This window comes from Hymenobacter antarcticus (assembly GCF_039539545.1).
In the GTDB taxonomy this organism is placed as follows: Bacteria; Bacteroidota; Bacteroidia; order Cytophagales; family Hymenobacteraceae; genus Hymenobacter; species Hymenobacter antarcticus.
The window spans coordinates 1-11,639 of record NZ_BAABDI010000035.1 but is presented as its reverse complement, the minus strand read 5'-3'; the positions used below and the strand labels follow the sequence as shown (position 1 = coordinate 11,639).

General features: G+C 65.7%; 8 protein-coding genes. 2 read left to right on the top strand and 6 right to left on the bottom strand.

The features are described 5' to 3' along the window. Window positions 1–32: 32 nt before the first annotated feature. On the top strand, window positions 33–569 hold the full coding sequence (locus ABD819_RS18600; RefSeq protein WP_345126731.1) for a GNAT family N-acetyltransferase: 537 nt from the start codon (window positions 33–35) through the stop codon (window positions 567–569). Between the two features lie 40 nt (window positions 570–609). On the opposite strand, the gene ABD819_RS18595 is transcribed toward ABD819_RS18600, so the two are convergent. The 5 genes from ABD819_RS18595 to ABD819_RS18575 form a co-directional block, all read right to left on the bottom strand. Then, a complete protein-coding gene (locus tag ABD819_RS18595; RefSeq protein ID WP_345126729.1) occupies window positions 610–1,269 on the bottom strand; it encodes a phosphatase PAP2 family protein in 660 nt (219 codons plus the stop codon). A gap of 331 nt (window positions 1,270–1,600) precedes the next feature. After that, window positions 1,601–2,338 carry a phosphatase PAP2 family protein gene (locus tag ABD819_RS18590; protein ID WP_345126727.1) on the bottom strand — a complete coding sequence of 246 codons (738 nt, stop codon included), beginning with the start codon at window positions 2,336–2,338 and terminating at the stop codon, window positions 1,601–1,603. 319 nt (window positions 2,339–2,657) lie between these two features. Further along, a complete protein-coding gene (locus ABD819_RS18585) occupies window positions 2,658–3,215 on the bottom strand; it encodes a YceI family protein (RefSeq protein WP_345126725.1) in 558 nt (185 codons plus the stop codon). Between the two features lie 55 nt (window positions 3,216–3,270). Beyond that, window positions 3,271–3,822, bottom strand: a complete 552-nt coding sequence (locus ABD819_RS18580) for a hypothetical protein (RefSeq protein WP_345126723.1) — start codon at window positions 3,820–3,822, stop codon at window positions 3,271–3,273. Window positions 3,823–4,082: 260 nt separating this feature from the next. After that, window positions 4,083–5,288, bottom strand: coding sequence for a helix-turn-helix domain-containing protein (locus ABD819_RS18575; protein ID WP_345126721.1), 1,206 nt, complete (start codon window positions 5,286–5,288; stop codon window positions 4,083–4,085). Between the two features lie 328 nt (window positions 5,289–5,616). Between ABD819_RS18575 and ABD819_RS18570 the strand changes: the two genes are divergently transcribed. Further along, window positions 5,617–6,579 carry an aldo/keto reductase gene (locus tag ABD819_RS18570; RefSeq protein ID WP_345126718.1) on the top strand — a complete coding sequence of 321 codons (963 nt, stop codon included), beginning with the start codon at window positions 5,617–5,619 and terminating at the stop codon, window positions 6,577–6,579. Between the two features lie 410 nt (window positions 6,580–6,989). Here the strand turns inward: ABD819_RS18570 and ABD819_RS18565 are convergent, their stop codons facing one another. Further along, on the bottom strand, window positions 6,990–11,240 hold the full coding sequence (locus ABD819_RS18565; protein WP_345126715.1) for a beta strand repeat-containing protein: 4,251 nt from the start codon (window positions 11,238–11,240) through the stop codon (window positions 6,990–6,992). Window positions 11,241–11,639: the final 399 nt, after the last annotated feature.

The window sequence follows — 11,639 nt, the reverse complement described above, 5'->3', positions numbered from 1 at the left end:
TCAGGTTAAATTACCCGCAAAACCCTGCCGTCATGCAACCCTTCGACTCTGCCCGCCTGCACTTTCGCCCTTTTCTGGAAAGCGACACCGATGGCATGTTTGCCCTCGACTCGGACCCGAGCGTGCATCGATACCTCGGCGGCATTGGCGGGCATATGGCGACGGTGCCCGCTCAGAGCCTCGATACAATTCGCTTCATTCAGGCGCAGTACACGGCCAATGGCATCGGGCGCTGGGCCGTGCTGCTGCGCGAAACCGGCGAGTTTATGGGCTGGGCCGGCCTGAAGCTGGTGGCCGGGCCGATAAACGGGCAGCAGGATTTCTACGACCTCGGCTACCGGTTTCGGCCGCGCTTCTGGGGCCAGGGCTACGGCTTCGAGGCGGCCCGGGCCTGGCTCGACTACGGGTTTGGGGTGCTGCGGCTGCCCCGCATCTGCGCCTACGCCGATGCGCAAAACGGGGCCTCCCGGCGAATTCTGACCAAAATCGGACTGCGTGAGGGCGCGGAGTTTCTGGAGGAGGACGTGCGCTGCGTGTGGTACGAAACCGTGAATCCGGCAACTACCTGACCGCCGTTCCCGCAATCATCCCCGGCGGCAGCGCGCCACGCTACGCCGCTTTGCGTTGCAAAAATGGGGCTAGCCACCCGTGCACCAGCACCACCCAGGCCACGGCCGCCGCCCAGCCCGCCAGCACATCCGACGGGTAATGCACGCCCAGGTACACGCGCGCCCAGCCCACCGCCAGCGAGAATAGCGGGGCCAGCACCCACACCCACCACCGGGCGCGGTGCCGCCAGCACAGGAAGCACAGCGCCGCCGCAATCGCCGCCGTGTCCATGGCGTGCCCGCTGGGGAAGCTGAACGTGTGCTCGGGCCGAATGCTGGCCCACAGCGCGGGCCGCGGCCGGGCCACCAGCCGCTTAATAACCTGCGTGAGCAGCATCGAGCCGCCCACCGACAGGAAAAACACCCACGCCGCCTGCCGCTGCCGCCGCGCCAGCAGCCCCAGCCCCACCAGCAGCCCCAGCCCCACCATGGGCCCGGTATTGCCAACGATGGTGAGAAGAACAGCCAGCTCGTCGAGGGCAGGCGCGCGGTGGCGATGCCAGAAAGCCAGCAGTGGCGCATCCCAAGGCAAGCGGCCAGCGTGCGCCACGGCCACGGCCAGCCCGGCAAAGAGCGCCCCCGAAACCAGCAGCACCAGCAGCAGCGCCCGGGGCGTGGGGCGCGCATCGAAGGAAGAAGGAGAAGGCAGGGGCGAAACCATGACAAGAGCGGCCGAAGAGAAACCGACGGCAAGTAACGGCTTGCGTCGCCAGAGTGGTTTTCGCCCAGATGTACTTAGTTAAAAGTTAAAATTGAAGAGTTAAAATACAGCCTGAAAGGATTTTAACTGATGTTACGCGGGTTACTTTGGGTGCTTGTGTTTCAGGTTGTTTCTCGTTGCTGGTTTCTTGTTTCTTGTTGAATTTTAACCTGAAAACCGGCCCAAACACCTCAAAATAGAAACCAGCAACGAGAAACAGACTGCGTAACGTCAGATTTTAACTCTTCACTTTTAACCCACTTAAAAAACGTACAGTAACTTGGAAACCGCTCTAGGCCGGACTTTCCGCGTTGCCCGGGGCCGCCACTACGGTGGGCCACAGCCGGTGCAGGCCCGCCCGCCAGAGCCGCCGCAGCTGCTGAAACTCGGGCGAAAACAGCACGTGTAGCCCCGCCACCCAGCCCACCGAGCCCGTCCAGCCGGCCAGCACATCCGAGGGGTAATGCACGCCCAGGTACACCCGGCTCCAGCCCACGCCCAACACAAACCACGCGCCCACCCCCCAAACCAGCCACTGGCTTCGGTGCTGCCACAGCACAAATCCCAGCGCCGCCACCAGGGCCGCCGCGCCCATGGCATGCCCGCTGGGAAAGCTGTAGTAGAACGCCGGCTTGAGGCTGGGCCACAAATCTGGCCGGGGGCGGGCAAATAGCACCTTCACCAGCAGGTTCAGGGCCATGGCCCCGCCCACCGAGAGGCCGAAAAACCACGCCTTCTGCCGGGTGCTCCACACGGCCAGCCCCAGCGTGAGGAGCAGCGTCAGCCCGCTCATGGGCAGCGGGTCGGCGGCGGCGGTGAGGGCCAGCGCCAGCTTAGTGAGCCCCGGCGTGGCGTGCGCGTGCAGAAATCCCAGAATCCATTTATCGCCGATAAAGCCGCCGGACTCCCAGATGTCCTCAGCCACATTCACAAAAATGACCCACGGCGCAACCAGCCCCAGCAATAGGGAGAGCAGCAGCAGTTTGTGCACGCGCAGGGCGTGGCGCAGGCTTAGCAAAAGGGCAATCATGAAGTACGTAATGAGGTAAAAAGCACGTCGGCTTCGGCCAACGCAGCTAAGCGAACTACAGAGCTGCCACGCTGTATTTGGTGGGCAAATCCTGGTGGCTGACCGTGAAGGTGCCCGAGGCCCCATCCAGAGCAGTTTCGCTTTTTATGTACTGAGTTAAAAGTTGAGGGTTAAAAGTTAAAAATCAGATACAGTGCGCTTTAACTTTTACCTCTCAACTTTTAACTTTCTGCAAAAGTGTCCACTAACCTGAAAACCGCTGTAAGGTAATCGCATTGGTGATGCCGGGGGCACCCTTGCCGGTGGGCAGCCCGGCCACTTACCGCGCCACCACGTCGAACGCCACCTGAAAATCGTTGCGGATGGCGTAGCTGCCCAGGTTCTGAAAGAAGGAGGCGGAGTTGTAGTTCACCCCAAACTGCGTGCGGTCGATAGTGGCCGTGCCACGTAGCCGGAGCCCGCCGCCGGGCGCGGCTTCCACCGTAACCGGAAACGCCACCGGCCTGGTCTGGCCCTTGAGGGTGAGCGTGCCACGCGCCTGCCCGGCCTTAAATTCCGTTAGTTCAAACACGGCGGTCGGAAATTTCGCGACGTCGAAAAAATCGGCAGCGCGCAGGTGTTCGGCCAGCGGGGCCTGGTCGTGGGCAATGGTGGCCATGTCGACCACCACGCGGGCGGCGCGCACGGCCGGGCCGTCGGCCACCACGCGGCCCTCGCGCAGCCGGATACTGCCCTGCGGGGCCCAGGTGCCGGCTTCGGCGTGGCCGGTCCAGGTGAGGGTGCTGGCGGCGGGGTCGAGGTGGTAAGTGGTGGCGGCGGGCGGGCGAGCGGCCAGCAGAGCGAACACGGGGAGCAGGAAAATGAGCAGGGTTTTCATGGAGTATTGGTGAAATATTGGTTGGTTGGAATGGGTATCCAAAACGGCCGTAACGCTACCTGGCGGCCAGCACGTCGGCCTCCGTTTCAATCAGCCCGTAGCCCTTGTAGAGCCGCCCCTGGGCGTCCTTGGCGATGACGAACCACAGGGCATCGCCGCCATACAGCTGCCTGGCGCTATCGGCGTAGCGGTAGTTGCGGGCGAAGGTGTAGGTGACGCCCTTCCGGAGCCTGCCGCCCGGGCAGTTGAAGAGGGCGGCAAACCCGGCGGGCGTTTCGCGCAGGTTGCGCTGCCAGCCCGCGGCGCTGTACCAGATGTAGCTGCCGCAAACCACGATTTCCAGGTCGGCCTCCTCGGCCCGCACGGCGGTGCGGTGCTTCCACACGAAGCCACCCGGTGCGGCGGGGTTGGGCGTGGGGTGCACCACCCCCGGCGAGTGCCACAGCGTGAGGCCCACGGGCAGGCGGCGCAGCTCATCGGGCAGCACGCGGGAATGGTTGGTCCAGGCCTGCGGAGCGGGACCGTGCCCGGCAGGGGCGGTTTGGGCCACGGCCGGGGCCGGGCGGAGGGCCAGGCCCAGGAGGGCCGGCAGCAGGAAACGGGTCATAAGCGGGGCGTTTGGAGTACGACCCAAAGGTGGGGCGCTGCCCTACCGCCCCGCGCCCCAAAACCGGATGTGGGACGTATCAAAACCGGATGTGGGACCTATTGTAGTGATAAGCGGGCAAAAAATGAACGTCATGCTCATCTGGCGTCCGCGCAGCCGAAGCATCTCTACCGCTATACCAACTATGATTACTTCTGCGGTAGAGATGCTTCGACTACGCTCAGCATGACGTTCTTACCATTCTATATAGACCACGCCCCTCACCCCTGGTATTCGCGCGGGGCCACGCCGGTTACCTGCTTAAAAATTCGATTGAAAGTGGTTTTGGAATTGAAGCCGCTTTCGAACGCGATGCCCAGCAGGGTGAACCGGCGGGCATCGGGCGCGGCGAGGCGGCGCTGCACTTCGGCCACGCGGTAGCCATTCACCAGGTCGTTGAAGGAGCGGCCGAAGCCGGCGTTCACGGTGAAGGAAATGAGGCGCGGGGCCAGGCCGGTGTGGGCGGCCAGCTCGGCCAGGGTGAGGGTCGGGTTTTGGTACAGCTGGTCGTCGACCAGGGCCCGGCGGATGCGTTCCATGACGAGCGGGTCGGGCGCGGTTTTCGCAGTTACTTCCGGCGCTGCCGCAACTTGGGTTTGAGGAGTTACCAGGGTAGCGGCCGGCTCCGGCTCCGCTGGCTTCCTGGGCAGCATCCCGGCCGCTGCTATAGCCGTAGCTTCTTCAGTGGCGGCTTCCTCCGGCGCGAAACGCACGGCGCGCATATCGGCCTGCCGCAGCCCCACGATGCCAATCACGAATACGACTACGCCCAGCAGCTCGGTCGAGAAATCGTAGCGGTAGTACACGCCGAAAAACTCCCGCAGCACCAGCTCTACCAGCCACTGCCCGCTCACCACGGCCAGCAGCACGAGCAGCCAGCGCAGCCACCGCAGCCGCAGCCGCGATACTTCCGAGAAATTATCTTCCAGCCAGCGGCCGTACTGCCGCAGCAGGCGCAGGCTGAGAAACAGGTACCCCATCAGCGACACCCAGGTGCCGATAAACTCCAGCCGGTAGGTGAACGGCCGGTGCACCGTTTCCCAAAACTCGTTGCGCACCGCGTAGGGCTGAAAGCGTAGCCACCAGTACAGCCCGGCCTGCGACAGCACCGGAATAAAGTGCGCCCAATAGCGCGCCCGCCACCGAAACCCGTGGTTCACCAGGCTGCGCACGTAGAAATACAGCAGCGGCCCAAACCCCAGCGAGTAGTAGATGGGCGAAAAGTACAGGTTGGCATTTTGCCCGTAGAGTCCGGAAACGCGAAAAAATCCATCGAGCACCCACAGCGCGATGGCCACCATCAGCAGGGCCAGAAAGCGGTTCGACACCCGGTTGAAGGGCGCGCTGGCCAGCAGTCCGGCCGCGAACAATGCCTGCGCGATGACGGCAAACAGGGCCGCCGCCATGAACGTAATCGTGAGTTGCATAAGCCGTGAAGCCGGTTGGTCGGCGCAAAGATGCAGCCCCGCCGCCGTGCTTGATTTTCTTTATTTCGCGCCCTGAACGTCGCTTCTTTTTCCAGTATTTTCGGGACGCTGTTTCCGCTGCCGCTGATGCTGCCCAGGGCCAGCCGGCCGGGTATCACGTCGTCCGAAACCGCCGCCGGGGCCGCCGCACCCGAGTCAGCCGCCTTCACATTCCGGCACCCGCCCGTGGGCACCGACATTAGCCGGTTCCAGCTCCGGGGCAGCGTCGCGGCTAACCTTGGTGCCCGTTCTTCGGTTAGGGCAGCTCATTCTTCCGAACTTTTCCCCTATGCAAACCCGTGAACTCGGCCGCTCCGGCCTCGCTATTTCGCCCCTCATGCTGGGCGGCAACGTCTTTGGCTGGACCATTGATGAAGCCACGTCCTTCGCCGTGCTCGATGCCTTCATGGCCGGCGGCGGCAACGCCATCGACACCGCCGACGGCTACTCGGTGTGGGTGCCCGGCCACGTGGGCGGCGAGTCCGAAACCATCATCGGCAAGTGGCTGCGGCGGCGCGGCCGGCGCGATGATGTGGTCATCGCCACCAAAGTGGGCTGGGAGGTGAACGCCGATAACAAGGGCCTGAAAAAGGACTACATCCTGCGCGCCGTGGAAGGCTCGCTCAAGCGCCTCGGCACCGACTACATCGACCTGTACCAATCGCACAAAGACGACCCCAGCACTCCGGTCGAGGAAACGCTGGAAGCCTACGCCCAGCTGGTGAAGGCCGGCAAAGTGCGGGTCATCGGGGCCTCCAACTTCACGGCTGCCCGCCTGAGCGAGTCGCTGGATGCCAGCGCCAGGCATGGTTTCCCACGCTATGAGACGCTGCAAAATCTTTACAATCTCTACGACCGGGCGGAGTACGAAAAAGGCCTTAGCCCGCTGTTGCAGCAGGAAAACATCGGCGGAATCCCCTACTACGGCCTCGCCGCCGGCTTCCTCACCGGCAAGTACCGCGACCAGGCCGACCTCCGGAAAAGCCCGCGCGGCACCGGCGTGGGCCAGAAATATCTGAATGAAAAAGGCCTCGGCCTGCTCACCGCCCTCGATGCCGTGGCCGACCGCCAGCAGGCCACGCCCGCCCAGGTAGCCCTGGCCTGGCTGATGCAGGCCCCGGCCGTGACCGCGCCCATCGCCAGCGCCACCAGCGTGGGCCAGGTCACGGAGCTGCTCGAAGCTACCGAGCTACGGCTGACCGCGGAGGATTTGGCGACGCTGGAGCAAGCGCAGGCGGTGAAAGCGGAGTAGGGAGCGCCCGGAAGCTGGGAACCTAAAGCGGTTTTCAGGTTAGTGTACCCTTTTGCAGAAAGTTAAAAGCTGCTGTTACGCACCAACGAGCTGGCGCGCGTCTGTGACGCGCTACCAGCCCCGCTGCGTAACAGCAGTTAAAAGTTGAGAGTTAAAAGTTAAAACACATTGTGCCTGCTTTTTAACTTTTAACTCTCAACTTTTAACTCAGTACTCAAAAAGCGAGACCGCACTAACGTAACCCCGGCGGGTCGTGCCCCTCCCCTGCGAAAACGGGAGCCTGACAAAGCGGTAGAGGTACCCGACAGGCGGACGCCAGATGAGCAGGACGGTCTAATTAAATTCACGATAACAAAAAGCCCCGCCAGCAGCTGCTGACGGGGCTTTCTGTTGCACTGGCAGGCTCAGTCCTACTCGCGCACGAAGCGGCGGGTGGCCGTGCCATCGGCCGTGGTGGCGCGCAGCAGGTACACGCCGGTGGGCAGGGCGCTCAGGTCGAGCGGCTGCGTGGCGGCGGCCGAAGCCGGTACCGCCACCCGGTACACTACCTGCCCCAGCGTATTGAGCACGCTGAGCTGCACCGCCTGGTGGGCGTTGGTCAGCGTCACCGTCAGCTTGCCGTCGGGCGTGGGGTTGGGGTAGAGCTGGAGCGCGGCATCGGCCAGCTGCCGGGCCGTGGCCGTGACTACGAGCGGAGCCGAAGGCGACGATAAGCAGCCGTTGGCGTTAGTCGTCGTCACGGTGTACGAACCCAGCTGCGCGGCCGAATTCACCACGTAGGTTGGGTCGGTGGCCCCGGCAATGGCCGTACCGTTGAGGTACCACTGGTTGCCGGTGGGCGCGCTGCTGGTGAGCGTGGTGGTAGGCCCGTTGTACTGGGCGGTCACCGTGGGGCGTACGGGCAGCGGGTTAATCGTAACCGTGGCCGTGGCCGACGTACCGCCGCAGGCATTGGTGCTGCTCACCGTATTGGTGATGGTATAGGTGCCCAGCGCGCTGGCAGCCAGGTCGATGGCCCCGGTCGTCGCATTCAGAACCAGGCCCGTGGTTGATGAGAACGCGCCGGCGCTGGCCCCCGTGGCCAGGCTGGGTATGGCCGTGCCGCTGGCGCACAGCGTGGCGCTGCCGTAGTTGAACGCCGCCGAGGCCGGGGCCGAAATGGTGACGGTGGCCGTGCTGCTGCTGGGGCAGGTGCCGCCCACGCTGTACGTCACGGTGTAGGTGCCGGGCGTGGAAGTGGCCGGCGTGATGGCCCCCGTGCCAGCGTTCAGGCTCAGGCCCGCAGCGGCAGCAAACGTGCCGCCCGCCGTGCCCGCGATGCTGGGCGTGGAAGTCGGGCTGCTGAGGCAGTAGCCGGTGGCCGGGTAGCTGAAGGCCGCCGAGGTAGCGGGGTTTACCGTGACGGCCGTGACCGCCGAGCTAGCCGAACAGCCGCTGGCGCTGGTGACCACCACCGCGTAGCTGCCGGCCGCACTGGCCGCGTAGCTAGCCGCCGTAGCCCCGGCAATGGCCTGGCCGTTCAGCAGGAACTGATAGGTAGCGCCCGCCCCGCCGCCGGTGGCCGTCAGCAGCACCGAAGTACCCTGGCAGATGGCCGTGGAGCCGCCAGCCGTCAGGCCGGCTACCGGAGCCGGGCTGATGGTAATCGGAGCCGTGGCCGTAGTGGTCGCGCACGAGCCCGAAGCCGCGATGGTATTGGTCACCACGTAGCTGCCGGCCTGGCTGGCGGCCAGGTTCACCACGCCGGTGGCCGGGTCGAGGCTCAGGCCGGTGGTGGAGGAGAACGTGCCGGCGCTGGCCCCGCCGCTAAACACCGGGGCCACGTTGCCCTGGGCCGCCGCGCAGAAGCTGGTGGTCGGGTAGCTGAACGAGGCCACCGGGGCCGTGGTAATGGTGACGCTGGCCGAAGCCGCCGCCGTGCAGGTGCCGCTCACGGTGTACGTCACGGTGTAGCTGCCCGCCGTGCTGGCCGCCAGGTCGATGGCGCCGGTGCTGGTATTCAGGCTCAGGCCCGCAGTGGATGCAAACGTGCCGCCCGTCGTGCCCGTGATGGCCGGCGTGGCCGTGCCCCCACTGGCGCACAGCGTCGACGAAGCGTAGGCAAACGCCGCGCTCGGGGCGGCGTTGATGGTGACGCTGGCCGTGCCGGTGCCCGGGCAGGGACTGCCCGCCGAGTAGCTCACGGTGTAGGTGCCGGGCTGGCTGGCGGCCAGGTTAATAACGCCGGTGCTGCCGTTCAGGCTCAGGCCCGTAGCCGACGAAAACGTGCCGCCCGTGATGGAAACCGTGGGGCCGGGATTGGTGCCCGCGTTCTGGCAGTAGCTGGTAGCACCGTAGGCCACGGTGGGCGTGGCCACGGGGTTCACCGTGATGGTGGTGCCGGCCGAGGTGGCCGTGCAGTTGCCGGGGTTGGTAATGACTACGCTGTAGGTACCGGCCTGGGTGGCGGCGTAGGTAGCGGCCGTGGCCCCGCCGATGGCCTGGCCATTCAGCAGAAACTGGTAGGTGGCTCCGGTGCTGCCGCCGTTGGCCGTCAGCGTCACGGTGCTGCCCTGGCAGATGGTGGTGGGGCCGCTCACGGCCAAAGCCGCCGCCGGCACCGCGCTGATGCTCACCTGCGTGGTGGCTGAGGCGGCTTGGCAGGCCCCGTTAGGCGCTACGGTATTCGTTACGGTATAGGTACCGGGCTGGCTGGCGGCCAGGTTGATGGCCCCGGTGCTGGCGTTCAGGCTCAGGCCCGCGGGCGAAGCCGTGAACGTGCCGGCCGCCGCGCCCGCCGCGAGGGTGGCCGTGGGGTTGGCCCCGCTGGCGCAATACGCCGCGCTGGCGTAGCTGAAACCGGCCGCGCCGGGCGTGGCCACGGTCACTTGCTGGGTACTGGTGCTGGGGCAGGGCCCGCCCACGCTGTAGGTAACGGTGTAGGTGCCGGCCGTGCTGGCCGCCAGGTTAATCTGGCCGGTGGCGGCATTCAGGCTCAGTCCGCTGGCCGACGTGAACGTACCGCCCGCCGTGCCGCTAATCGTGGGCGTAGGGTTGGCGCTGCTCTGGCAATACGAAGCCGTGTTGTAGGCGAAGGCCGCCGAGGTGGTCGGATTCACCGTCACCGGCACCGTGCTGGTGTTCGAGCAGCCGTTGCTCGACGCCGTGAGGGTGTAGGTCGTGGTGATGGGCGCGCCGGTGGTGTTGGTCAGCGACACGGTGGTTTGGGCGGCGGTGGCGTTGGCCAGGCCGGTGGCCGGGCTCCAGCTATAGGTGTAGCCCGCTACCGGGGCCGCTCCGCCCAGCGGGGCCGAGCCCCCCGAGCAGAAAGCTCGCGCCGCGCCGGCATTCGCGGTCACGGCGGGGTTCACCGTCACGCGCACCGTGCTGCTGCCCACGCAGCCCGTGGCCGATACGGCCGTGAGCGTATAGACGGTCGTGCGCGGGGCCGTACCGGTATTGGTGAGGGTGATGGTGGGCTGGGCGCTGGATGTGCTGCTCAGGCCCGTGCTGGGCGACCAGCTATAGGTGAGGCCCGCCGCGGGCGCGCTGCCCAACTGGGCCGATTGGCCCGAGCACAGCACGCGGTCGGGGCCGGCGTTGGGCGTGGGCAGGGGCTCCACGGTCACGGTCACGGTGCCCGTGGCCGAGCAGCCGCCGTTGTCGCCGGTCACGGTGTAGGTGGTCGTGGTGGTGGGCGAGGCAATGGGCGTGGCCGAGCGCGGGTTGTTCAGCCCCGTACTCGGCGACCAGGTGTAGTTCTGCGCGCCGCTGGCGGAGAGCGTGGTGGAGGTGCCGGCGCAGATGGTGCGGTCGGCCGACACGGTGAGCACCGGCGTGGCGCGCACCGTCACCGTCACCTGGGCGGTGCTCTGGCAGCCGGCGGCGTTGGTCACGGTCACGGTGTAAATAGTCGAGGCGGTGGGCGAAGCCACCGGGCTGGCCACCGTGGCGCTGCTCAGGCCGGTGGCGGGGCTCCACGAGTAGCTGGTGCCGCCGCTGGCGTTGAGCGTGATGGACTGCCCCGCGCAGATGTTGCCGAAGCCCGGGTTCACGCTGGCGTTGGGCAGCGCGTTCACCGTCACGGCCACCGTGGAGGTGGCCGTACAGCCGTTCACGTTCGCCGTCACGGTGTAGGTGCCCGAGCGGTTCACGCCCACGTTGGCGATGGTCGGGTTTTGCAGCAGCGAGGTAAAGCCGTTGGGGCCGGTCCAGGAATAGCTGGCTCCCGGCACGGTGCTGGCCGTGAGCAGCAGGTTGCCACTGGCGCACAGCGGCGAGTTGCTCCCCGCCGTCACGGTCCCGATGTTGTTGATGGTCAGGTCCTGACCGTTATCGGTGCCAATGGTGACGGGGTTGGAAGCCACCACCCGCACGCGGTAGCCCGAGCCCGTGACCACCCCCGCCGGCAGCGCCGCCGTGATGGTGCTGCCCGCCGTGCCCGCCAGCGAGCCAATGGCCACCGGCGCGGCAAACGAGCCCGTTTCGTCCGACAGCTGGGCCGTGAACACGTTGCTGGGGTCAAGGGCCCCGCTCACGGTGTAGCTCACCCGCACGGCCGTATTCTGGCAAAACGTCGGCCCGTTCAGGACCGAGGTAGTGATGGTGGCCGCCGCGCCCGTGCGGCCCCAGGCTAGGCTTACCAGCGCGAGCAGGAAGCCAAAGAGTAACCGGTGTTTCATGTCAAGCAGGGAAAAAAATGAAGAAAAAGATAACCCAATGGCCAGCAAGTTAGTACCCCCACATGAGCGCAGCATGATGAGCGCAGCATGATGAGCCCCGCCAAACCGCAGGTTTCGCGTTCGATGCTCCGCGCCGACTGAAGTTTAAGCCCGGCAACGCTTTCGCGCTCCTTTTTTTCTCCCGCCCAAACGCCCTCCTCCCCCACCCGAACCCGCCCAAACGCAGCGGCCCGCCGACGCTGCCGGAGCGCTGGCGGGCCGGGTCGGTTTCCCATACTACTTACTAATGGCACTCTCCTTGTTAAAGCGCCTCGGGGGATGTAGCGCGGACTTTGTAGTCCGCGAGTCTGCGCCGCTACAACCACTACACGGCGCAGACTCGCGGACTACAAAGTCCGC

Coding starts and splice junctions, on each gene's coding strand:
- ABD819_RS18600 (WP_345126731.1), top strand. CDS start 33: ATGCAACCCTTCGACTCTGCCCGCCTGCACTTTCGCCCTTTTCTGGAA.
- ABD819_RS18595 (WP_345126729.1), bottom strand. CDS start 1,269: ATGGTTTCGCCCCTGCCTTCTCCTTCTTCCTTCGATGCGCGCCCCACG.
- ABD819_RS18590 (WP_345126727.1), bottom strand. CDS start 2,338: ATGATTGCCCTTTTGCTAAGCCTGCGCCACGCCCTGCGCGTGCACAAA.
- ABD819_RS18585 (WP_345126725.1), bottom strand. CDS start 3,215: ATGAAAACCCTGCTCATTTTCCTGCTCCCCGTGTTCGCTCTGCTGGCC.
- ABD819_RS18580 (WP_345126723.1), bottom strand. CDS start 3,822: ATGACCCGTTTCCTGCTGCCGGCCCTCCTGGGCCTGGCCCTCCGCCCG.
- ABD819_RS18575 (WP_345126721.1), bottom strand. CDS start 5,288: ATGCAACTCACGATTACGTTCATGGCGGCGGCCCTGTTTGCCGTCATC.
- ABD819_RS18570 (WP_345126718.1), top strand. CDS start 5,617: ATGCAAACCCGTGAACTCGGCCGCTCCGGCCTCGCTATTTCGCCCCTC.
- ABD819_RS18565 (WP_345126715.1), bottom strand. CDS start 11,240: ATGAAACACCGGTTACTCTTTGGCTTCCTGCTCGCGCTGGTAAGCCTA.